The sequence below is a fragment of the Candidatus Tisiphia endosymbiont of Micropterix aruncella genome (assembly GCF_965178575.1).
GTDB lineage: Bacteria > Pseudomonadota > Alphaproteobacteria > Rickettsiales > Rickettsiaceae > Tisiphia.
This window is the reverse complement of sequence record NZ_OZ238268.1, coordinates 940,013-961,862: the sequence shown is the minus strand read 5'-3', so window position 1 is coordinate 961,862 and position 21,850 is coordinate 940,013. Positions and strand designations below refer to the sequence as shown.

Below are 21,850 nucleotides of genomic sequence, written 5' to 3'. Positions count from 1 at the left end.
ATGATTAAATTAGCTTGTTAATCAGAGAGTTAAGATTATTATATATATCTTTTCTATGTCCTATTTTTAAAACTAAAATAAGCAAGATGTTATGTTGAATTTTATAGATTACTCTGTAATCACCAACTCTTAATCTATACAAATCATCCATCCCACTTAATTTTTTTATTCCAAGATTAGGTATTTTGGGGTTTAGATTTTCGAGATTTTTGATAATGTCCTTTTGTAATTGTCTTGGTAATTTCTTGAGTTGTCTCTGAGCTAGTGGTGCTAGCTCGATATTGTATTTAACACTCACAATTTAATATCTTCTAAATATCTTCATTTTTCTTAAAGTCAGCTAGAGATAGAGTGCCATGTTGCTTGGCTTCTTCTAGGGATTTTCTTGCATCCTCAACATCTAATTTATCTTCAAGAGCTTCAAGCAAATTTAAATCTTCCATAGGTATTATAGCAACAAGTTTTTTTTCCTCGCCTTGTAAAAATGATTCTTTCTTTCCCATAAGCACTACGATTCAGTACTTCAGAAAAATGTTCTCTTGCTTCTACAGTGGTAATAAAATTCATAGTAGGATTGTAACCCTCTTTAATCTACTACTCAAATGTACGTTACGTACAAATTTTTGTCAAGTTATATGTCACAAATTCCTAGAACTCCTTGCTATCTGTCTTGCCATATCAGCGGCAATTTGACTTCTGCTTTGGTTAAATGAGCTAATATCCGGGGTTTGAATATTCATGTTAACTACAATATTGTTGTTGCTAGCACCCGATGCCTCCAGTTTGCTAAAGGGTACAATGCTACCAACACTATTGGGAATAAACAACTCAGGCTCACCACCATCACCAACCACATGTGCTTTACCGGGCTTTACCGTACCACCACTTGCAAACAAACCTCCAAAAATGGAGCTTATCCCACCCAAACTTCCTCCACCGCCAAACATTTCACCAAATGTACCTCCGCTAGCCGAAGAGAAAGCCTGTTTAAGCGTCATCTTTAATATATCAACTTGCAACTGTTTAAAAAAATCACTAAAAGTATCTTTCAAACTTTTTACCTGATCACCTACACCAAAGGCAGCCTTGGCAAAATTATCAATTAAACTATCTGCTGCATCTTTGGAACGATCTTTAATCAAATTAAATGCATCTTCGGATTCATTTGCCATATTACCAAGTAATTGTTTATTTTGTTCCATAGCTCTGTTATATGTATCTTGGTCAATTAAACCTTGCTTAAGCAGTTTATTTAGTTTCTCCATTTCTATGTTATACTTTTCCAGCGGTGTTCTAGTTTGTTCAAATATCCGTTTTGCTTCGTTTTGCAATTCGTTCCTTTTACTCATTACTTCAAGTGACGCTTTAGGGATGGTTATTGCTGCTAATGTTTTGGTTTCCTCTAAAGTTTGATTAAATTCTTTAGTTACTTCAGTTGATCTGTTAAACCATTTAGTTAAGGTAACTAATCCAGCTACCACAGTTGATATTGCCACTGCTACTAAACCTAATGGATTTGCTATAAGAGCTGCCGTAAAAGCCCTAACAGCAGTAGTAGCTGCAATAAACCATACTGCTAATCTCAAAGCTAGCAAAGTAGATATTGCAGTAATTATAAAAGTTATGGCTGGGTGTCCTTCCCTAATAGCCGCAAAAAAACCTATCAGTAACGGTAATATAGGCACTAATACTGAGGTTATTAAACTGGTCATTATTGCCTGTAATTTTGATAGTTCTGCGTTGAACTTAGCCATTGCCTCACATTCTTCCTGTGACAATGATAGCCCTAGATTCCTTGCTTCTTCTCTAAGCCGTCTTATACCATCTTCACCTTGTTCAAGTATTGGTAGCAGGGCAGCTCCAGCAGAACCAAACAACTTTATTGCTAGCTGTGTTCTATCTGAAGCATCTCTGACTCTTAGCAAGTTTTCAGCAATTTGTCCAATCTGTTCATTGGGTGCTACTTGATTCAATTCTTTAGCTGATAAACCCAATAACCTCAAAGCATCTTTTGCCTCCCCGGAGTTTCTTGCTGCATCTGACACCCTCATTGCCATTTGCTCAAGACCTGAAGTAAGGGTACTAAACTCCACCCCGCATCTCTCTGCAGCATATTTTAACTCTGATAAACTATGGGTGCTAATATCTAGCTTATTAGCAAGTTTACCAATCTCCTCACCGCTATCAATAATCTTCTTTAAGGTTGCTACACTAAATGCCGCAGCTATTGCCGTACCGATTCTACCAAAGCCTAGTTTAATTCTGCCAAGCTGATCTTGTAGTTTCTTGAAATTCTGCTTGATTCTGCCAAATGCTTCTTTGGTTTTATCAACTCCTCTAAAAGTTACTCTGACTTCTTTATTGTTAGAACTCATTTACCTTGTTAATTTGTGTTTATGTTGATACTGTTTTTTAATTTTAAAATATGCCAGCCAATGATACCACTCATCTATTGTCATTTGTTCGATTTCAGCTATGGTTTTTCCTAAATGCTCAGCTAAAGCAAACATGTTAAGCAATGCTGGCTGGTTAGTTAGTTTTTTTCTGCTACCTCAGTATCATTGCTCTCCATGATTGAGGTTGCAACACGAATTAACACATCAGGGTCACAGTTTCTCATTAAATTTGGTTTATCTGATCTGCTAAACAGGCAATTACCTTCAGTATCTTTAGCCTTCATAATCAATGCTTCAACCATTAAGCCTAAATCATCTTCTTTAGCCATTTTATATAGACGATTCTTTTGAGCTAAGGTCAAAGGAGAACAGTGAATATATAACGGATTCTCACCATCTCCCCACTCAGCTACCTCAATTATCTTGATCTCCTTAGCATCAAAATGGGCTTTAATCCTGTCAATAATTTTTTCAGTCATTATTGTCTTCTCCTACTTTCTATTAGTATTGTTAAATTTTACTGTTTTACTTCTAATAATTTACCATTGCCCTGAAAGGTAAAGGAACTTTCAACTAACCCATCAAAGGAAGCTTGCCGAGAAATGCCAGTAACAATTGCTAGACCAGTAAAATATATCTTTTCTTCATTCTCACCTTTTGGGTAAAGACTTAGCTGTACGGTCGCCCCAATGGTAAGCCTGCCTTGACCTTCAGTATCAGCTTCATCCCAAAAGGCCTCTATCGAACCTGACCAGCTTTTGATAGTAGCCTGAGACTTACGCCACTCAGTGCCAATAATGCTGGCATCTACCGTATCGCATACCTCTTCCAGCGACCATGATTTAACTTCGGCTACCTGTGTTGTACCAATTCTAACTATTCCTTCTGATCCTGCATGTGTTGACATATTGGTTTCTCATTATTGGATTTATATTATTATATTCGGTGAAGTCTCTTTAGTTTGGTATATTACTGTAAATACTAGGCTTGCTACTGCTACTGGTTGATCGCCATCTGAATTTAGATTAATATCGGTTGATTCCAAACGGCAATCTTTGCAAAGCTTCTTTAGTTCAGGATTATTTAACACTAAACTTTCCACTTCAGCTGTCATATTATCAACTATGATATTGACCGAAGTAGTAGCCTTGGCATAACATTCTACGGTTATTCGTGCCGTCCTGTTCTGACATCTTGGTGGACTGATAGTGCTGGTTACTATTTCTTCTTGGCTAGAAAATATGATAATCCCCGGCAAAGTGCTGTCATTCATGCTATATAACCGGCTATCGTAAACTTTATCTTTTGCTGCCGTTTTTCCTTTAAGGATATCCACAAAAGTTTGCCTTATGCTGGTTCTAGCATGTAGCATATCAGCTTTGTCGCTCTAATCCCAGCACTACCCAGCCAGTATCATCTTGTTTGATTTCAACAATTTTGTACTTTGTTTGCCGGATAGTTAGTATATCTCCATCATTGATTTTTCTTGCCTCTTCCTCACAGCACTCAAAGCTTGGATTGAATCCGACAAAGCCACTTGTTCCAATATCTATAGGGTAGTAGTTGTTAACAAATATCCCTTTGAGTTGGTAAGCTAGTCCATCTTTTGGCGTTACGATCGCCTCTACTGCAAATCCTTGTTCTGTATCTAAAAACTCAGCAAAATCTTCTTGAAATGCCATAACTATTTATGTTACTCTAGATATCAATAATTATTGTCTAGTTAGCACTGCAAAACTCTCAGAGTGTCTAACTGCAATGTCTACATCTTGCATGACTCTTATTCTAATGCCACCGCTAGTTCCTAAAGTGTAAGGGTCTACTAATACATCCAGCACTCCCCATTGTCCAATAATTAGATCAGCAAAATTGCCAAATAATATAGTATCAGCTGGTATTTGGTTGGTTGTTCCAACTCTATAGCCGTTAAGGTAACCAAAACCTAGCTCACTACTACTTTCCCAAACAAATTGGGCAGTTCCTTCAGCTTTTTCTGTTTGTTTTAAAATTCCCCGTATGTTGGCATTGCATAAATAGCCAAGCGTGCCAATATCAGCATTCCTTGCAGCAATTAGGCTTTCAAGGTCTACGATCTTACCCCAGCTTATTGGATTATCGTCATCAAAAGTAACATTACCAATGCCAGTTGTGTTAAGAATACCTAATGGCTCAGCCCCAATGCCCCTACCACTTATCGCAGCCCGATCAATTTCAAGAGCAATAACGGTAGCAAGGTCACTGCGTACTAGATTTTCTATATCAGGACTGGATTGTAGCACTAATTTGCGGGTAAAATCAGTATATGCCGCAATGCTTTTAGGGGAGAGTGTTACTTGGGCAAAGGCTTGCTCGCTATGCTCAGGGCTTCTCCCTTCTGACACCCAAAAAGTAGTAGCTCCACCAGTTTGTTTTGGTATTGCTACATCGCCATGCAAGCCGCTCATTACTTTAGCTCCCATTTGCTTAACAAGCATTTTGTTACGCAGCAGTTCAATAAAATTGTTGCTTAGGTAATCGGTACTAACTAGGTAACCACCGGCAACATTTGATAATTTTTCCAGCGTTCTGCCTACATAACTTCTTTGCTCTAAATTGACATCAAGAGGTACAAAAAAGCTAGAAGGCTCTCGATTAATTTTTTTAGCAACTGCCATTGATGCTTCTTTTTCCAGCTCAGCGTCACTCCAGTTGCCTGTTACCGTTGCTCTAATGGCTCTTAAAATAGAGAAGCTTCTTGTCTCCTTTGTACTCATTCCGATAATAGCTGATTTTGGTGAAGTAGTGTTGATAATTGGATTATTACTCAATACACGTCAATTCGGGATAAGGATTAGTAAAAATGCTTTAGCTATAACTAATACAAGATTTTGGATATGTATAAATTACGTCAATTCGGGATAAGGGATAAGAAAGAATAGTGTAGATATAAGAGTTGCAAGGAGTTAATGCCTGTGATAAATGTTTTTGTGGAAAAAGAAATAAACACAGGCATGAAAAAAGATATCACAGAATTATATAGTTTTATAGACGATTTTTGTAAAATTTACTATGAATACGAAAAAAAGAAATTATTACCAACAGAAAAACAAAGGAATCGCCGTTGTGATATGAGTTTAAGCGAGATTATGACAATTATGGTAATGTATCGTATACTTGCAGCAAAACTGCATAACTTTATCTAATTTTTTTGCTAGTATGAATTTTTTATACATTTGGGTTCCTACTATGCAAATACCATCAATTACTATTGAGCAAGTAGCTCAGCAATTTAAAGCTTGGCGTCAAACTAAAACTAACAAGTTTGATCCCATACCAAACCATCTAAAGGAATTAGTTCACCAATTACTCCATCATTATTCTTACCAAGAGATAGCTAAACATCTTAATATTAATATTAATAAAGCAACAATTAGTTCAATTAAAAAAGCCCATGAACCTACCCTCAAAACTTCTCCTGTCTCAGCTTCAAATCAAGCTCTACAACAAAATATTAATTTTGTCCCATTTCAACTAGTAAATTCTATAGCTACTGATCCTGTAGCGAACCCCAAACAAAATCACTATACTTGTCACATTATTAAACCAAATGGTACCAAGCTTATTATCCAAACACTAGAGCCAAAAACCATAATTCAGACATTTCTATGCTGCAACTAACCCCGGCGTCAGTTATTTTTGTTGCCACTATTGCCATCGATTTTCGCAAGGGTATAGATGGCTTAATCGCTGTTTGTAGACAAAAACTTTCTTCTGACCCTCTTAATGGTTCCTTGTTTTTATTCTATAATAAAAACAGAACTGCCATTAAAATTTTGTCCTTTGACGGTCAAGGCTTTTGGCTATGCTCTAAACGCCTATCCAAAGGTAAATTTACGGCAAAACTCTTCCCTTCTGATAATTTATCTTATCAGATTTGCCATAGAACCTTATACATTCTTATTCATAATGGCGATCCTAGTTCTGCCAAACTCTCTAATGATTGGCGTTCTGTCATTTAAGCTGCTGTCTTGATTAATTCCGTATTATTCATATATCTTGCATAGGCAAAAGGGCTATAATTCGCAGGATGCTTCTTTGCTTTGCTACTCTGCTCTTGTAGCCAATTTAAATATTTAAAGGCATTGATCTCGTTCTCACTACAAGTCTTTACTATACTATATAGACCACTATGTATCTCAGCACTATTGATTGTTTTAAAGAATAATGAATTCTTCCTTTGTAAAATAATGGTACGCAGTGATCTCTCAGCCCAATTATTATCAAGACTGCTAACTGGAATTTTTAAAAATTGGGTCAAACCTTCTTTATTATTTAACCAATATCTCATAACTTGTCCAAGCCTACTATTAGGCTCAACTTTCTTGTCGTTAAATAATTCGTCTATTTTGTTATATATGTTTTCTATATATTTACTGCTATGTTCCTGATGATACCCCAGTTTTTCTTCAGGGCTCATCTCTTTACATTGATGTTCATTGTGGTAAATACCACGTGTTTGTTTGAGAAAATATCCGCATTCTTCAGGGTAATATAGTTCATTCTCTGTAAATTTTCTCTGACCATGTGACAAACAATTGATCATCACTATTATTGCTAGTAATTCTTTATCTGCTTCTGATAATACCGGGTTATTATTGTTACTTGCGTCAGTCATTAATTGGATAGAATCTGTTCTATTCTTACGATTCTTTAGTACGTTACCAATATTCTCCCCGCCATGCTTATTACCTGTAAAATATAAAACTATCACCTCATTATTTGTAGTCTTAGCACATATAGTAGTAGTATAACAGCTGCGTCCTTTCTTATTTTGAGTACGTAATTTTTTATTGGCTATAGTAATTTCTAAAATCCTGGCTCTAGTATCATCAAGATTCAGTGAATTACATTCGGCAGCCATTTCCAATAATACCCCGTAAATCTCAGCTCCACCACCTTCTTGCCAAACATCTAAATATTGTTGCCACAACGAACTATATGCTACAGGAAACCCACTTAAACTTTGCAACCTAGATAAACGGTAGAAAGGAGTACCATAGGTCTTTTGTAACACTATTGCACTTCTGCTACTATTTGTCCATTTGTTGATATTTTTATTGTTCATAACTTTATAGTCGCAAGCATTACAGCGTAGCGTTTTCTTTACATATCTGTTGACTGTAATTGGAGCGTTACCTGTGAATTGTAGCAATTTTCTAGCTTCACTATTATATAGTTTGCCATTATAGCAGTGAGGACAGCTATCACCACTACAAAAATTCTCAGGAGCTAAATAGCTGGTATTCGCATCCTTATAATCATCAAACCCATATTTACCTTGCCAATTACTACGATCTATCTTTTTGGGCTTATCGCACTCTTCTTCATTACCACCATTCCCGTTATCAGATTCACTTGGCGGTTCTTTTAATGAATCTGAACTATCTTTTTTTTGTTATCTGCCTTAAAACCAATCAGCATTTCCTTAAGCTTATTTATACTGATATTTGATGATGCTAGCTTGTCTATTAGTTCGTTACAAAATTTCACAAGTTCTATTATCGCTTGCTGATCATTTCCTGTTAATGAATTTGCCTTAATATGTTGTATTAGTTCTTCTCGTTCTTCAGCACTTAAGGTCGCTACTTTTGGCTTTTGCATTTCGATTAATTATCATTATTGTTAATATTTCAGATGTTATAATATGACTGGTACTTTTTCAACTAGTTTTTTTATTAATCGGTGATATTTGCATAGTAGAAACCCAAATTTATAAAATAAATTTATACTAGCAAAAAAATTTAATAGTGTTATGCAGTTTTGCTGCAAGTATACAATTCAATTAAAAGCTCGAATGAGGACGCACTTACCAACTGCTACCATGAGCTTGATGCAAAGAGAGCGGTTGGTGTAGACGGAACGGATAAAGTTAAGTATGGCTCAAGACTTTTGTAATTAATCCTAGCCAAAATTTGTCAACGATTGCTGGAATTTGTATTTATTATTGCTAGCTGATACAACTAACGACAGTAGAATTTATCCAATCTGAAGTACTACTAATCTCCCTATTGATAAATAAACTATAGCTTTATAATAGATATAGTGTATATATAATATATAATTAGCATATTTACCATATACTAATCATAAATATATAATAAAGTTATAGTTTACTTATTTCATATATAAGAAACTAGATTATAGTTGCAATTAATCTTAGCCAAAATTTGTCAATGATTGCTGGAATTTATATTTATTATTGCTAGTCGATACAACTAACGACAGTAGAGTTTATCCAATCTGAAGTACTATTAATGCGAGTTTAGGATAAGAGAGAAGGCTGATTAACAGAAATAACTGATTTTAAGCTAAGTTTTTTAATAGCATATCCTACAGCACACAAAATATGGACTAAAAAATTAACAGGCGATCTATTGAGTCAATAATTTTTTTTGTGTAAGTTCATTTTTTATTTTCCAATAAATCATATTTAAAATCTCCACAAAGTATTTCAAATTGATTTAAAGCTAATGACCAATCTTTTATAGGCATAGTCCATTTTTTAGCCACATTTTGTAAGGCTAAAAATATTATCTTTTGAATTGATTTATCATCTGGAAATACACCTTTATTTTTAATAATTTTCCTAATTTGACGATTTATAGACTCTATAGTATTCGTGGTATAAATCACCTTTCTAATCCCTTCAGGAAAGCTAAAAAGCGGGGCTATACCTGACCAACTACGCTGCCAAATATCAGAAATTACTGGATATTTTTTATCCCATTTTACACTAAATTGTTGCAGTTTTAAACAAGCCATTTCTTCGTTATTTGCCGTGTAAATTTGTTTTAAATCTGATGTTACCTCTTTTAAATCCTTATATGACACGTACTTTACTGAATTGCGTACCATATGTACTATATATAGTTGTACTATAGTAGCAGGAAATATGCTACTGATAGCCTCAGGAAAGCCTTTTAAACCATCAACGCAAGCAACATAAATTTGTTCTACACCTAGATTCTTTAATTCAGTTACTACTTGCATCCAAAATTTAGAGCCTTCATTTTTTCCTATCCAAATGCCCAATAACTCCTTCTTGCCTTCTATATTAACCGCAATTGCCAAATATACAGCTTTATTTATTACTATATGATTGTCCCTAGATTTAACATATATGCAATCCAAATACAATATTGGGTATATCCTATCTAAACAGCGATTTTGCCACCTAGTTACCTCCTCTAGTACTCCATCTGTTATGGTTGATATTAAATCACTAGATACTTCAGTTTGATATATTTCTTCTAAGTGACCACGAATCTCACTGACTGTCATTCCTCTACCATAAAGTGAAATTACCTTCTCATCAAATCCATTAAATCTCCTCAGCCCTTTTGGTATTAATTGTGGATTATACTCACCTTCCCGGTCTCTTGGTACTTCTAATGTCAACTTACGACCATCATCATCAATTACTGTCTTCTCATAGCTACCATTACGACGATTATTATCTACTTTTTCTACTTTAACTATGTTTTGAGTAGCCTAATTCATGATCTAACTCACTTGCTAATATTTTCTCAACTATTTGTTTCTTTAGCTGTTGAAATAAACCATCTCGACCAAATAACTCTGATGGGTTTGCTTTTGATAATAATTCTTCTACTAGATGATTACTTATGTTTAATTTTTCTTTATCTTTACACGTTAATTCGGGATAAGGATTAGTAAAAATAGCAGACATATATACACTACGAAGAGCAATTAATGTATGAATTCACAGAAATGCAATTTATACATATCCAAAATCTTGTATTAGTTATAGCTAAAGCATTTTTACTAATCCTTATCCCGAATTGACGTTTTACCTATTTCTTTAGCCATAATTTCCCTTTGTTTTAGTTACTTCTTTTTACAGTAATCTCTTACTGCTTCTTTTGCAACTTACACAAACTATATTATAGACTCTGAGCTATATGTACCTCTTTTGTTGTGCCAAATTTAGTCCAATATTGATCAAGTAAATAGCTATAAATCTGATGTTGATTATCCTTTACAGAAAAGTTGTTTCTTGTGTGGATAAATAGCCTCTATCCCCATCATCCTCATATATTTCAGTACTCGATCCTTACCAACAGAAAACCATCTTCCAATAATTGTTGATGAATATAACGATAACCAAATTCAGGATTTTCTGTATATATCTCATCTATTCTATTATTTAAAACCTTCAAATTGTCTGTACTAAAGGGCTTAGCTTTATAATATACTGAAGCACGATTAACTTCCAATAATTCACACTGTCTTGCCTTTGGTAACAGCTTTAGCTTGGATTCGACAAGACTTTTTCTATTTGATAAGTCCAAGCTTTCTAACTTTTCCACAGCCCAATCCCTCTCAACAGTAGTTTTCCCGAGTGCTTTAGCAAGTTCATCATTTTGTTCCTTTAGCTTATTAATTTGCTCTTGATATTCACTCAATACTTTAGAAGGTTCAAAAGCTAATGCTGCATTTGCTACAAATTGACTCTTCCAATTCCGGATACTCTTCGCATTAACTTCATATTTCGATGATAGCTGAGATAATGTAATATCCTCTTTTAATAATTCTAGCACTATTTTTGTTTTTTCTTCGGCACTGAAAATTCTTACCTTATTTTTCATATTTGTTTCTTTTAAGTTTAACTCTTTTTTTCTAACTTATTACGGAAACTTAACTACTCTCTTTTTTGTCTAATTTCTTCAGTCCATTATATGATTTATGGTATTCTTCGATAAGCTGTCTGTTCCTGAATATCACGGTAACTATTATTGAACCTATGATATAACCATATTACATGACTTATAATACTAACTGGAAAACGATGTCTCTTTGAATCCTTACTAATGTACATAGGAATAAGTAATAGGTTACGTGATTATTAAACTATTCTATAGAATAGAACCCTCTATTATGCAATCCATAAATTTTTATCACTTAACTTGATGATGCCCTATAAAGAATAAGCAAAATCACTCAACTTAAATTTGAATATTAATAATAAAAATCATTAAAAATTAGGAAGGTTTGTTTGCTAATTCTGAAGCTAAATTCACTAACCTAGCATTAGTAAGCCATTTTTACAATCTCAAAGTTCGTATAATGCCTTATGGTGATTTTTGACATGTATAACGCCGATAGACCAATATGAAATGGTATAGCTATATCTTTTATTTGACTATACCTAATTTTCTACCATTTACAACAGATGCGACCTAATTTGTTCATCACCCATTTCGCTGATTTTAATAATGGACCATATAAATCTTCTTCCATACTAATGACAATGCTAAGTTTTTCCTCTTCCGATGGAGGCCTGTCAAGAAAGGTCATACGAGGAGCATGCTTAATAATAGTTATAGGGGTTTGCTCATTGCCTTCCCCCATAACAAAAACAGCTGCTCCTGCTAATGAATCTAATGTATTAATTTGTGTGACATTTAAAGATTGATTACAAATATCATGCTTACCAATATAGGAATATAAGGGGCTAAAACCACACCAACCAAGAGCAATTCCAGTTACACCTCGTCTCATAATAGTTGCATGACTATCGGTTATAACAATTCCTAGATCGCGAATATTATGTTTACTGCACAAATATTGCCAAATCCAATAGGCTGTTTTCTGAACATCTTGAGGATATAATACATAAACACCATCGACATTAGATTCATCAATACCCGCAGATGGAATTAGTAAGCCATTTTTTAGAGTTAAATAAATATCATATATATTTTCTTCTGTCTCTAATATTTGATCTGCCTCTTGTAGAATTAATGTATATTTATCAATATCACCTTTTTTAACAAACCTCCCCTCTAATATACTAATTACGTTAATTCGGGATAAGGATTAGTAAAAATAGCAGACATATATACACTACGAAGAGCAATTAATGTATGAATTCACAGAAATGCAATTTATACATATCCAAAATCTTGTATTAGTTATAGCTAAAGCATTTTTACTAATCCTTATCCCGAATTGACGTATATTGATGTTCCTCACTTACTAATTCTTCTAAACTCACCAGCGTTACTTGACTTAATGACATTACTAAACCTACTTTGTTTTTTGTTTATTATACCTCTCTTATCCTTATCTCGCAACAGTCCCTTTTTGGATTCCCGCCTACGCGGGAATGACATCGATGGTGGCTGAATTTATATCTATAACAACTATTAATTGCGACTTTTAAATTGCCCTGTTTGTGAAACAATAAATTTAATCTAGACAAATAGTAGTGGCTTGGATAGAATTAAATAGTACTATTTAATCATGGCAGTTTAAAAGTATCAAAATCATTAAAAATAGGTATATCATGAAAGATAAATTAACATTCAATCTTAGATATCTACGTGAGAATCAGGATACTCAATACCCAGAACAATCTCCTGAAGAAGGAAAATGTAATAATTATAATTTACGTAATAATGTAAGAAATCCAGAAATACCAGATGCAAAATTTAAACAAGATCAGTCTGTTCCCTATACTGTTCATAATTACACAGTATCACCAACTGTTGAGACAACTTTTAATGCTTATCAGCAAAATAAAACCTCTGTTCATTTTCTTATAGATAAAGAGGGGGAACTTATAGATAAAGAGGGAGAAATATTTAAATTGGTGCCTGTGACCTGTAGGGCTTACCATGCAGGAGCTGGTGGATTACACTATCCAAGTAAGTGGAATCCTCACTTACCGGAGAACATTTTAAAGAATGATATGAATAGTTTTTCGGTAGGAATTAATTATGTAAATACTGGATTAGAAGATTATCCCGAGTCACAGATAAATGCTGGGCTTAGGTTGCAAGAATGGTTAACAACTAACATACATTCTAATCCAAAAATGTTATTGGCTCATAGTGATTGGGCTCCTGGAAGAAAAATAGGACCTGGACCGTATTTTCCATGGCAAACATTCGCCAAGGCAGAAGAAAAAGGGTTTTCTCATAATTTTGGTGTATATTGCTTTAAGGAAAGGAAAGAAAATTCGGAGATAATAGTTTCTTATAAAGACGAGAGTAAGCAAGATAAAGATACAATTGAAGATATACAAAGGCAACTTGAGGAGTTAGGACATAAAGTACTAAATAATGAAGGTACGAATCTAGGAAAACTAGATGATCAAACTATTTCTGCTATGTTATCGATGAAACTGCATTATAGAGGACAGGATATTGTAAATGATCTAAATCAAAAGATTTTGTGGGAAAACTTGTGGCATAGTAATACCAAAGAGAATAGAGAAGCTCTTGGCGGTATATGGGACGAAAATGACGCAATGGTACTTGGAGATGTGTTAAATCAGCTCTCGGGAGATTGATCGCTTCAAATTTTTGTAATAAACCATACAAAACAACTAGCCTCTATAAATATCACAGAGGCTAGTTGAGTTATAGTCAATTGATGAGAAGTTGATGACGTCGTCACTCGTCGCTCGCCTATTACATATAGGCGTCGCTCCATCGCTCCTAGCACCAAATCCTCCTGAATTGACTATAGTTTGGTTTTAATTAAAATACTTTCGCTCCTTAGTTACAACTTCATCTTCATTAGAAGAGGATGGTTTACTATTTTGCCATTTCTTTGCAGATTCGCGTTTATTACCATTATTATCGCTGTTATCTTTATAAGACTCAGATTTTTGATTACTTGTAACGTCCTGAGTAACTTCAGCATCGATATTTTTTATGGTTAATTTTGCTTTGCCTTTATTGTCAAAACCAATAAGTTTAACTTTTACTATCTCTCCATGTTTTAAAACACTAGATACAGATTCAATACGTTCTTTTGAAATCTCACTAATATGTATGAATCCATCACGATTACCTAAATAATTGATAAACGCTCCAGAGTCTAATATTTTAACAACAGTTCCATTGAATATGCCACCAATTTCAGGATCAAAAGCAATTGACTTAATTTTTTCGATAGCCATATCTAGCTTTTCTTTGCCTATAGCCGAAACAGTTACATTGCCATCGTCACTTATGTCAATTTTAGCCGATGTCATATCACAAATTTCGCGTATTACTTTGCCACCCGGTCCTATGACGTCTCTAATTTTATCTTTATCAATTTTAAAACTTTGAATACAAGGTGCATACTGGCTAATATGGTTATTGGTTTTATTAATAGCCTTATCCATTTCTTGTAAAATATGAACAAGACCAAGCTTTGCTTGAACTAAAGCATGTTTCATTATTTCAAACGTTACTCCAGATATTTTTATATCCATTTGTAGTGCGGTTATGCCGTGTTTGCCACCAGCTACTTTAAAATCCATATCTCCAAGATTATCTTCATCCCCCATAATATCGGATAACACTACAAACTTATCACCTTCTTTTATCAAACCCATAGCAATACCTGCTATAGGAGTTGTGATGGGTACTCCAGCATCCATCAGAGCCATTGAACTACCACAAATAGTAGCCATAGATGACGAGCCATTACAGGAGGTAATTTCTGACACTACTCTAATAGAATAAGGGAATTGTTCTTTAGTTGGCAGTATGCGGTTAATGGCTCTCCATGCTAGTTTACTATGCCCTATTTCTCTACGACCAGGAGCTCTTACTGGGGTTGCTTCGCCTACTGAATAAGGAGGAAAAATATAGTTAAGCATGAAACGCTCTTTATATTCCCCGTCTAAACTATCAACAATTTGTTCATCTTGACCAGTACCTAGTGTTGTAACTACTAAACTTTGTGTTTCTCCTCTAGTAAACAAGCTTGAACCATGTGTTTTTGGCAACAAAGCCACTTCACAAGCTATGTTTCTTATATCTGCCGGTTTTCTACCATCGATACGAATATTGTTCTTTAATACGTTTTGCCGTAATATTTCTGATTCTACTTCTTTAAGAGCGAACTCAATCTGAGCATTAGTAAGATTATTATTAGCAATATCTTCGGCAAAATGTCGCTTAATTATATCAGAAACATGTCTTACCGCTAAGACCCTTTCTTGTTTTAATTTGATAGAAAAAGCATGCTGAATATCTTCTGATGCGATACTTCTAATTTGTTCCTTTAAGCTAGTAGGGAATAAATCGGTAAGCTGTAATTTAGGTTTCCCAGCACTTTTTACTAAGTCATTAATCAATTCAATTACAGGCTGTAATGCCTTGTGACCAAACTCAATAGCTTCCAACATTTTTTCTTCGGACAATAGATCAGCTTCAGATTCAACCATCATAACTGACGTCTTAGTTCCTGCCACTACTAAGTCTAGCTTACTAGTCTTTAATTGGTTAAATGAAGGGTTTAATATGAATTGATCATTTATCAAACCAACTCTGCTAGCTGCTACTATATCTTGATAGGGTGCACTAGACAAAGCCAATGCAGCCGATGCTCCGATAATTGCTAATATATCTGTATTACATTCAGGATCATATGAAAGAACAGTACAGATTACTTGCGTTTCATTAAGAAAGGCTGGGTGGAATAATGGTCTAATCGGCCTGTCGATCAAGCGTGAGACTAATACTTCTTTTTCTGACCCTTTACCTTCTCTTTTAAAAAATCCTCCTGGTATTTTACCAGCAGCAAATGCCATTTCTTTGTAGTGTACAGTAAGAGGAAAGAATCCTATCCCTTCTTTTGCTTCTTTGCTACTCACGGCAGTACATAATAAGACACTTCCTCCCATTTTTACCATAACTGCTCCATCAGCTTGACGAGCAATTTTACCAGTAGTTAATTCTAGTAGTTTCCCACCTAATTCTATCGTTTTAGTTATTTCTTCCAACATTCTTATTCCTTATTTAATGAACAAAAAACCCGGCTAAAATTTTAATTTTTTGACCGGGCTTTATTTTACTTTCTTATTCCTAGTTTATTAATCAACGACAAATATCTGCTTAGACTTTGCTTCTTGATATAATCCAACAATCGACGCCTACGACCAACTAACATCAATAATCCTCTTCTCGAAGAAAAATCTTTGTGATTAGTTTTAAAATGCCCTGTTAAGTTATTGATTCTTTCGGTTAGAATTGCACATTGCACTTCACTAGAACCAGTATCGTTTTCTTTAGTAGCATATTCTGTAATTAATTGCTGCTTACGCTGTGCTGTAATCGACATCATTAATCTCCATGTTTATTTTTAATTAGGTTAAATACTCGAAAAGAATTAAAGCAATTTTCACTCAGGCTACCAATTGCTAAAAGAGAGTCATGATATCGAATCCAAATTAATTCAATATTTTCAGGATAATCAAAATAGCATTTCTGACCATGAATGATTTTCTTAGCTTGGTCAGTAGTAGCATCAAGCACCAGGATGTCGTCCAGTACTGCTTCAATCTTTATAGCTTTTTCTGCAAGAAACTGTTTCATTTCTTGCTTTTGTATATCAAGTTCTGTTAATTTAATAGCATTGCATGCTGTAAATATTCCAACTTTAGTACGCTGTAATTCTACCACAAATCCTAAACTTTGCAAGGATAAAGCAATATCTTCTGCTAGCGTCCTTACATAAGTCCCTTTAGAGCATTCAACCTTATAAGTAGCTTGATTATTTTGGTGATTGAAATTAAGACATTCTAAATTATATATTTCAATATTTCGAGGAGTTAATTCTACTGCCAAATCTTCTCGTGCTAATTTATAAGATCTAATACCGTTAACTTTTATAGCAGAAAAGGCAGGAGGACGTTGTTTTATTGTACCTATGAATTTTTTACATATATTATGGCAATCAATTGAAGTGGGAATATTATCAGTAACCTTTATTATTTTACCTGAAGCATCTGCTGTATCAGTTTGCCTACCAAACTGCACCGTAAAAATGTAAGTTTTCTTTGTATCTACTAGAACTCGTACTAATTTTGTTGCTTCACCAATTGCCAAAGGTAATACACCTTCAGCTTCAACATCCAAAGTCCCACAATGACCAACTTTAGCACCTAAAAGGTTTTTCTTAATGATAGAAACAAGCTTTGCTGAGCTTATACCTTTAGGTTTATAAATATTAAGCCAGCAATTATTAAGGTGAAACGTCATTTGTCCGGTTATTTACGAATACTGTTAGCATAAGAGTAATTTAAATCTTAGCATAACCCTATCCTATGAAAAAAACACTATTTTTCTTTTGCATATATAGTAATAATGGTTCGTATGTAGCCTAAACTTTATGATTTGGGTACACAGGGCATTTAAACATTGCAGCTTATCTAGCCATATTATATAATAGCTATCTTAGAAGTTACCCCAATTCGGGATAAGAATTAGTTAATTCTTATCCCGAATCAGCTTTAATATAAGGAAAAATGCATTCTTAAAGCGGCTAACGCGAATGCATTTTAAACCTTTCTAAAGCTAAAAACATGATTTTAATCTTTTAAAATCATGTTTTTAGCAAAATATTAATTTAACAATCAGATGCAGAGCCGTCTCAAATCTGATTGTTTCTCTAACTTCACCGAATTAGGGATAAGAATTGACAAATTCTTATCCCTAATTCGCGTAAATTGTTTCGGTATTTATGAACAAATGGATCTATTATTTTGGTACTAACGGCGGGGAAGGCAATGCCCAAATGAAAGACATACTTGGTAGTAAAGGAGCTGGTCTTGCTGAGATGTCTAACTTAAATTTACCTATTCCCGATGGTTTTACTATTACTACAGAACTTTGTAATTATTTTTATAAAAATAATTACAATTTGCCTGAAAATTTTAATAAGGACTTAGTGGTAGCTGTTAAAAATTTAGAAAATACTACTGGTAAGATTTTTGGGGATCATAAAAATCCACTACTACTATCCGTCCGTTCAGGCTCAAGAGCTTCTATGCCCGGCATGATGGATACTATACTTAATCTTGGGTATAATGATCAAGTTTGCGATGTGCTATCCAGTACTGGAAATGAAATTTTTGCTCTTGACAGCTACCGAAGATTCTTAGAAATGTACGGATCAACAGTATTATCCGTTTCAAACGGATTATTTAAGAATGCATTTGAAATGCATAAGAGCAAATGTAATATTTATCAAGAGAACGAAATTACTGGGGATTTCCTAAGAATAATAGTTGAAGAATTTAAAAAGATAATCTTTAATCATTGTGGTGAATCGTTTTTTGATCCATATACACAACTAGAAGAATCAATAAAAGCCGTATTAAAATCTTGGACAAGTGATAGGGCAATAACTTATAGAAAGCTACATAATATACCCAATGATTGGGGTACAGCAATTAATGTACAGTCAATGGTTTTTGGTAATCAAAACAATAATTCTGCAACAGGTGTAGTATTCTCACGTTGCCCTGCAACTGGTGAAAATAAACTTTTTGGCGAATATCTAGTAAACGCCCAAGGTGAAGATGTAGTGTCAGGGACAAGAACTCCAAGCCCTATTATGTCAAACGATCATAATCTTGATTGCTCAATGCAAACAGTTATGCCACAAATATTTGATCAATTACAGGGAATTTGTAAGAAGTTAGAACTACATTACTTGGATATACAAGATATAGAATTTACCGTGGAAAATGGTAAATTCTATATCTTGCAAACACGTACTGCTAAAAGAACAGCTTTAGCCAGTATTAAAATTGCCACGGATATGGTACAAGAAGGACTGATTACTAAACAACAAGCAATAATGCGTGTAGATCCGGAATCGCTAACTCAGCTTTTGCATACGGCTATTGATTATAGCAATACTCTAAACCATATCTCTAAAGGGCTGCCAGCATCTCCAGGGGCTGCTACTGGTATAGTAGTTTTTTCTCCATATGATGCTGAGAAAATGTCGCATCACCATAAAGTAATTTTGGTACGCCATGATACTAGTCCTGAAGATATAAATGGCATGTATGTTTCAGCCGGTATTCTTACAGCTAGAGGTGGAATGACATCACATGCGGCTGTAGTCGCTAGAGGATTAGGAAAACCATGTGTTTGCGGGGCAAGTGATGTGGTAATAGATGAAAAAAAACAGCTCTTTAAAATAGGGGAAACTATCATTAATTATGGTGACTTAATAACTATAGATGGTGGAACAGGAAAAATTTTTTTAGGGGAAGTCCCACTTATTCAGCCTAGTTTTACTAAGGAATTTCAAACAATTCTAGATTGGGCAGATGAATTTGCTACTTTAAAAGTTAGAGCCAATGCTGAAACTATTTTAGATGCTGGTGTTTCCATGAAATTTGGGGCATGTGGAATTGGGCTATGTAGAACAGAACATATGTTTTTTGACCCTGATAAAATTCCATTAGTACGAGAAATGATAATTGCTCCTGATATAGAACGGAGAAAACATGCGATAAATAAATTATTGCCCTTACAAATTCGAGATTTTAAGGCATTATTTCGAATTATGCATGGTAAAGCCGTAAATATAAGACTGCTTGACCCTCCTTTACATGAATTTTTGCCAACAACAGAGATTGATAAAAGAAACTTAGCAGATGTTATGAATCTACCTTTAGCTGTTGTGGAACAACGTTTGCACGCATTATATGAAGTGAACCCCATGCTTGGACATAGAGGATGTCGCCTAGGTATTTCTTATCCTGAGATTTATCAAATGCAAATAATGGCAATTTTTACTGCTATCAGAGAATTACAAATTGAAGAAAATATAAATATTGTTCTAGAGTTAATGATTCCTTTAATCAGTGACGTTAATGAGCTAAAAGCTTTAAAGATACATATACAAGATGTGATCATTGACATGGAGAATACTAACCAATGTAAGTTTGATTTTATTCTTGGTACTATGATCGAGTTACCAAGAGCTGCTTTAAAAGCTGGAGAAATTGCCAAGCAGGTAGATTACTTTAGCTTTGGTACCAACGATTTAACACAAACAACTTACGGCATTTCTAGAGATGATGTAGCGTCATTTTTTCCAGACTATTTGGAAAAAAAAATCTTTGCATTTGATCCTTTTAGTAAATTGGATGAGGAAGGGGTTGGTGAGTTAATAGAAATTGCTATAAAACGTGGGCTAAAAAACAACCCTACATTAAAACTTGGCGTATGCGGAGAACATGCGGGCAATCCTGATTCTATAGAGTTTTTTCATAAAATTGGTTTACATTATATATCCTGTTCACCATACCGTATTCCTATCGCAAGGATTGCTGCAGCTCAAGCAGAAATAAAGGCGGAGCTAGCTAACCTCAAGCACTGATGTAATAAATTAATAGTAAGTTCAGTATCATCGCCATTAGGGGTGATGTCACCACAACTGTCGAAAGTTTGAAGGTAGAGGGGGTTTTAGAGGATTTTCATAAGTAAAAAAGTAGATATAATCAAGTATTAGTAAACATAAAGAGGCTAATACAAATGAATATATCGGAAATAATGAATTTAATAGATAAGGAAAAATTAGAGGAATTAGGAACATTATATAAAGTTGATAAAATCAATAACAAAATTACAGGAAAATTCATTGTTAAAAATTTTGTAAAATGCGTTCTTATGAAAAGAGCTGTTAGTTTACGCTCATTAGAGATGCTATGTAATAATAGCAAAGAATTGTCTGAGTTGTTAAAATCAAAAAGACCAAACAAGAAGCAAGTAGATCATAGTTCTATTGGTAAGAGGTTGGAAAGTATAAACGTTAAATATTTTCAAGGAATTTATGAAGATTTAGTAAATAAATATAACAATAAATTTGCAGGAAATGATAAACAAAAATTTAATATATTTGATTCAACAATTATTAGTTTATCTAGTAAATTATTGAAAGATGGTATAAATGCTGGAGGGAAGGAAACAGCTAGGCATATTAAGATTAGTGTTGGATTAAAGAATTCAATAGCAAATAGTATAAGATTTTGTAATGGACAATCGGAAGTCAGCGAAGATATAGCATTAGTTAAAGCGATTAACGAAGCTAAGATGTATACTTGCAGCAAAACTGCATAACACTATTAAATTTTTTTGCTAGTATAAATTTATTTTATAAATTTGGGTTTCTACTATGCAAATATCACCGATTAATAAAAAAACTAGTTGAAAAAGTACCAGTCATATTATAACATCTGAAATATTAACAATAATGATAATTAATCGAAATGCAAAAGCCAAAAGTAGCGACCTTAAGTGCTGAAGAACGAGAAGAACTAATACAACATATTAAGGCAAATTCATTAACAGGAAATGATCAGCAAGCGATAATAGAACTTGTGAAATTTTGTAACGAACTAATAGACAAGCTAGCATCATCAAATATCAGTATAAATAAGCTTAAGGAAATGCTGATTGGTTTTAAGGCAGATAACAAAAAAAAGATAGTTCAGATTCATTAAAAGAACCGCCAAGTGAATCTGATAACGGGAATGGTGGTAATGAAGAAGAGTGCGATAAGCCCAAAAAGATAGATCGTAGTAATTGGCAAGGTAAATATGGGTTTGATGATTATAAGGATGCGAATACCAGCTATTTAGCTCC

Annotated in this window: 22 protein-coding genes and 3 pseudogenes; 7 read left to right on the top strand and 18 right to left on the bottom strand. The window is 34.1% G+C overall.

The genetic code is table 11. The features are described 5' to 3' along the window. Nucleotides 1-4: 4 nt before the first annotated feature. The 10 genes and pseudogenes from ACN1AG_RS04790 to ACN1AG_RS04745 all read right to left on the bottom strand — a co-directional run bounded on the left by ACN1AG_RS04790 (nucleotide 5) and on the right by ACN1AG_RS04745 (nucleotide 5,149). Nucleotides 5-298, bottom strand: a complete 294-nt coding sequence (locus ACN1AG_RS04790; RefSeq protein ID WP_410520702.1) for a type II toxin-antitoxin system RelE family toxin — start codon at nucleotides 296-298, stop codon at nucleotides 5-7. Nucleotides 299-311: 13 nt separating this feature from the next. Continuing rightward, nucleotides 312-503, bottom strand: a complete 192-nt coding sequence (locus tag ACN1AG_RS04785; protein ID WP_417905642.1) for a hypothetical protein — start codon at nucleotides 501-503, stop codon at nucleotides 312-314. A gap of 1 nt (nucleotide 504) precedes the next feature. After that, nucleotides 505-567 (bottom strand): annotated as a pseudogene (locus ACN1AG_RS04780) (hypothetical protein); the annotation flags it as partial. Between the two features lie 71 nt (nucleotides 568-638). Further along, nucleotides 639-2,375: a hypothetical protein gene (locus ACN1AG_RS04775; protein WP_417904528.1), complete on the bottom strand. Its 1,737-nt coding sequence runs from the start codon at nucleotides 2,373-2,375 to the stop codon at nucleotides 639-641. Next, nucleotides 2,376-2,510: a hypothetical protein gene (locus ACN1AG_RS04770; RefSeq protein ID WP_417904527.1), complete on the bottom strand. Its 135-nt coding sequence runs from the start codon at nucleotides 2,508-2,510 to the stop codon at nucleotides 2,376-2,378. Between the two features lie 23 nt (nucleotides 2,511-2,533). Next, complete coding sequence (locus tag ACN1AG_RS04765) at nucleotides 2,534-2,875, bottom strand: hypothetical protein (protein WP_417904526.1); 342 nt, start codon at nucleotides 2,873-2,875, stop codon at nucleotides 2,534-2,536. 38 nt (nucleotides 2,876-2,913) lie between these two features. Continuing rightward, on the bottom strand, nucleotides 2,914-3,303 hold the full coding sequence (locus ACN1AG_RS04760; RefSeq protein ID WP_417904525.1) for a phage tail tube protein: 390 nt from the start codon (nucleotides 3,301-3,303) through the stop codon (nucleotides 2,914-2,916). A 21-nt stretch (nucleotides 3,304-3,324) separates the two neighbouring features. Next, entirely contained in the window at nucleotides 3,325-3,768 is a 444-nt protein-coding gene (locus ACN1AG_RS04755; RefSeq protein ID WP_417904524.1) for a hypothetical protein, read from the bottom strand. Nucleotide 3,769: 1 nt separating this feature from the next. Next, on the bottom strand, nucleotides 3,770-4,078 hold the full coding sequence (locus ACN1AG_RS04750) for a head-tail joining protein (protein ID WP_417904523.1): 309 nt from the start codon (nucleotides 4,076-4,078) through the stop codon (nucleotides 3,770-3,772). 30 nt (nucleotides 4,079-4,108) lie between these two features. Then, nucleotides 4,109-5,149, bottom strand: a complete 1,041-nt coding sequence (locus ACN1AG_RS04745; RefSeq protein ID WP_417904522.1) for a phage major capsid protein — start codon at nucleotides 5,147-5,149, stop codon at nucleotides 4,109-4,111. A gap of 237 nt (nucleotides 5,150-5,386) precedes the next feature. Here ACN1AG_RS04745 and ACN1AG_RS04740 point away from each other — a divergent pair. From ACN1AG_RS04740 to tnpB, 3 genes and pseudogenes are all read left to right on the top strand, one after another. Then, a pseudogene (locus ACN1AG_RS04740) lies at nucleotides 5,387-5,560 on the top strand (IS982 family transposase); the annotation flags it as partial. Nucleotides 5,561-5,621: 61 nt separating this feature from the next. Continuing rightward, complete coding sequence (locus ACN1AG_RS04735) at nucleotides 5,622-6,053, top strand: hypothetical protein (protein WP_417904493.1); 432 nt, start codon at nucleotides 5,622-5,624, stop codon at nucleotides 6,051-6,053. Beyond that, nucleotides 6,041-6,394, top strand: coding sequence for an IS66 family insertion sequence element accessory protein TnpB (gene tnpB, locus ACN1AG_RS04730; RefSeq protein WP_341757307.1), 354 nt, complete (start codon nucleotides 6,041-6,043; stop codon nucleotides 6,392-6,394). The genes ACN1AG_RS04735 and tnpB overlap by 13 nt, the downstream gene beginning before the upstream one ends. Here the strand turns inward: tnpB and ACN1AG_RS04725 are convergent. The 5 genes and pseudogenes from ACN1AG_RS04725 to ACN1AG_RS04705 form a co-directional block, all read right to left on the bottom strand. Further along, nucleotides 6,391-7,500, bottom strand: coding sequence for an IS66 family transposase (locus ACN1AG_RS04725; RefSeq protein ID WP_417904515.1), 1,110 nt, complete (start codon nucleotides 7,498-7,500; stop codon nucleotides 6,391-6,393). The two genes, tnpB and ACN1AG_RS04725, sit on opposite strands and share 4 nt — an antisense overlap. A gap of 302 nt (nucleotides 7,501-7,802) precedes the next feature. Next, nucleotides 7,803-8,036 carry a hypothetical protein gene (locus ACN1AG_RS04720; RefSeq protein ID WP_417904495.1) on the bottom strand — a complete coding sequence of 78 codons (234 nt, stop codon included), beginning with the start codon at nucleotides 8,034-8,036 and terminating at the stop codon, nucleotides 7,803-7,805. A gap of 801 nt (nucleotides 8,037-8,837) precedes the next feature. Further along, nucleotides 8,838-10,125: pseudogene (locus ACN1AG_RS04715) on the bottom strand (IS256 family transposase). 370 nt (nucleotides 10,126-10,495) lie between these two features. Beyond that, nucleotides 10,496-11,044, bottom strand: a complete 549-nt coding sequence (locus tag ACN1AG_RS04710; RefSeq protein WP_417904521.1) for a transposase — start codon at nucleotides 11,042-11,044, stop codon at nucleotides 10,496-10,498. 568 nt (nucleotides 11,045-11,612) lie between these two features. Beyond that, nucleotides 11,613-12,155, bottom strand: a complete 543-nt coding sequence (locus ACN1AG_RS04705; protein WP_417905593.1) for a coenzyme F420-0:L-glutamate ligase — start codon at nucleotides 12,153-12,155, stop codon at nucleotides 11,613-11,615. Nucleotides 12,156-12,744: 589 nt separating this feature from the next. Here ACN1AG_RS04705 and ACN1AG_RS04700 point away from each other — a divergent pair. Continuing rightward, nucleotides 12,745-13,752, top strand: a complete 1,008-nt coding sequence (locus ACN1AG_RS04700) for an N-acetylmuramoyl-L-alanine amidase (RefSeq protein WP_417904520.1) — start codon at nucleotides 12,745-12,747, stop codon at nucleotides 13,750-13,752. Between the two features lie 186 nt (nucleotides 13,753-13,938). On the opposite strand, the gene pnp is transcribed toward ACN1AG_RS04700, so the two are convergent. From pnp to truB, 3 genes are all read right to left on the bottom strand, one after another. Continuing rightward, a complete protein-coding gene (gene pnp, locus ACN1AG_RS04695) occupies nucleotides 13,939-16,188 on the bottom strand; it encodes a polyribonucleotide nucleotidyltransferase (protein ID WP_417904519.1) in 2,250 nt (749 codons plus the stop codon). A gap of 65 nt (nucleotides 16,189-16,253) precedes the next feature. Continuing rightward, nucleotides 16,254-16,523: a 30S ribosomal protein S15 gene (gene rpsO / locus ACN1AG_RS04690; RefSeq protein ID WP_341758004.1), complete on the bottom strand. Its 270-nt coding sequence runs from the start codon at nucleotides 16,521-16,523 to the stop codon at nucleotides 16,254-16,256. Between the two features lie 2 nt (nucleotides 16,524-16,525). Further along, on the bottom strand, nucleotides 16,526-17,443 hold the full coding sequence (gene truB / locus ACN1AG_RS04685; RefSeq protein ID WP_417904518.1) for a tRNA pseudouridine(55) synthase TruB: 918 nt from the start codon (nucleotides 17,441-17,443) through the stop codon (nucleotides 16,526-16,528). A gap of 481 nt (nucleotides 17,444-17,924) precedes the next feature. Between truB and ppdK the strand changes: the two genes are divergently transcribed. From ppdK to ACN1AG_RS04670, 3 genes are all read left to right on the top strand, one after another. After that, the gene (gene ppdK / locus ACN1AG_RS04680) at nucleotides 17,925-20,585 is read left to right on the top strand and encodes a pyruvate, phosphate dikinase (RefSeq protein WP_417904517.1); all 2,661 of its coding nucleotides are present in this window, start codon (nucleotides 17,925-17,927) and stop codon (nucleotides 20,583-20,585) included. Nucleotides 20,586-20,740: 155 nt separating this feature from the next. Continuing rightward, a complete protein-coding gene (locus tag ACN1AG_RS04675) occupies nucleotides 20,741-21,325 on the top strand; it encodes a hypothetical protein (protein WP_417904516.1) in 585 nt (194 codons plus the stop codon). A gap of 149 nt (nucleotides 21,326-21,474) precedes the next feature. Continuing rightward, nucleotides 21,475-21,708: a hypothetical protein gene (locus ACN1AG_RS04670; protein ID WP_417904495.1), complete on the top strand. Its 234-nt coding sequence runs from the start codon at nucleotides 21,475-21,477 to the stop codon at nucleotides 21,706-21,708. The last annotated feature ends 142 nt before the right edge of the window (nucleotides 21,709-21,850 follow it).

Coding starts and splice junctions, on each gene's coding strand:
- ppdK (WP_417904517.1), top strand. CDS start 17,925: ATGAACAAATGGATCTATTATTTTGGTACTAACGGCGGGGAAGGCAAT.
- ACN1AG_RS04750 (WP_417904523.1), bottom strand. CDS start 4,078: ATGGCATTTCAAGAAGATTTTGCTGAGTTTTTAGATACAGAACAAGGA.
- ACN1AG_RS04735 (WP_417904493.1), top strand. CDS start 5,622: ATGCAAATACCATCAATTACTATTGAGCAAGTAGCTCAGCAATTTAAA.
- ACN1AG_RS04670 (WP_417904495.1), top strand. CDS start 21,475: ATGCAAAAGCCAAAAGTAGCGACCTTAAGTGCTGAAGAACGAGAAGAA.
- tnpB (WP_341757307.1), top strand. CDS start 6,041: ATGCTGCAACTAACCCCGGCGTCAGTTATTTTTGTTGCCACTATTGCC.
- ACN1AG_RS04745 (WP_417904522.1), bottom strand. CDS start 5,149: ATGAGTACAAAGGAGACAAGAAGCTTCTCTATTTTAAGAGCCATTAGA.
- rpsO (WP_341758004.1), bottom strand. CDS start 16,523: ATGTCGATTACAGCACAGCGTAAGCAGCAATTAATTACAGAATATGCT.
- truB (WP_417904518.1), bottom strand. CDS start 17,443: ATGACGTTTCACCTTAATAATTGCTGGCTTAATATTTATAAACCTAAA.
- ACN1AG_RS04770 (WP_417904527.1), bottom strand. CDS start 2,510: ATGTTTGCTTTAGCTGAGCATTTAGGAAAAACCATAGCTGAAATCGAA.
- ACN1AG_RS04755 (WP_417904524.1), bottom strand. CDS start 3,768: ATGCTACATGCTAGAACCAGCATAAGGCAAACTTTTGTGGATATCCTT.
- ACN1AG_RS04775 (WP_417904528.1), bottom strand. CDS start 2,375: ATGAGTTCTAACAATAAAGAAGTCAGAGTAACTTTTAGAGGAGTTGAT.
- ACN1AG_RS04785 (WP_417905642.1), bottom strand. CDS start 503: ATGGGAAAGAAAGAATCATTTTTACAAGGCGAGGAAAAAAAACTTGTT.
- ACN1AG_RS04720 (WP_417904495.1), bottom strand. CDS start 8,036: ATGCAAAAGCCAAAAGTAGCGACCTTAAGTGCTGAAGAACGAGAAGAA.
- ACN1AG_RS04760 (WP_417904525.1), bottom strand. CDS start 3,303: ATGTCAACACATGCAGGATCAGAAGGAATAGTTAGAATTGGTACAACA.
- ACN1AG_RS04700 (WP_417904520.1), top strand. CDS start 12,745: ATGAAAGATAAATTAACATTCAATCTTAGATATCTACGTGAGAATCAG.
- ACN1AG_RS04725 (WP_417904515.1), bottom strand. CDS start 7,500: ATGAACAATAAAAATATCAACAAATGGACAAATAGTAGCAGAAGTGCA.
- ACN1AG_RS04765 (WP_417904526.1), bottom strand. CDS start 2,875: ATGACTGAAAAAATTATTGACAGGATTAAAGCCCATTTTGATGCTAAG.
- ACN1AG_RS04675 (WP_417904516.1), top strand. CDS start 20,741: ATGAATATATCGGAAATAATGAATTTAATAGATAAGGAAAAATTAGAG.
- pnp (WP_417904519.1), bottom strand. CDS start 16,188: ATGTTGGAAGAAATAACTAAAACGATAGAATTAGGTGGGAAACTACTA.
- ACN1AG_RS04710 (WP_417904521.1), bottom strand. CDS start 11,044: ATGAAAAATAAGGTAAGAATTTTCAGTGCCGAAGAAAAAACAAAAATA.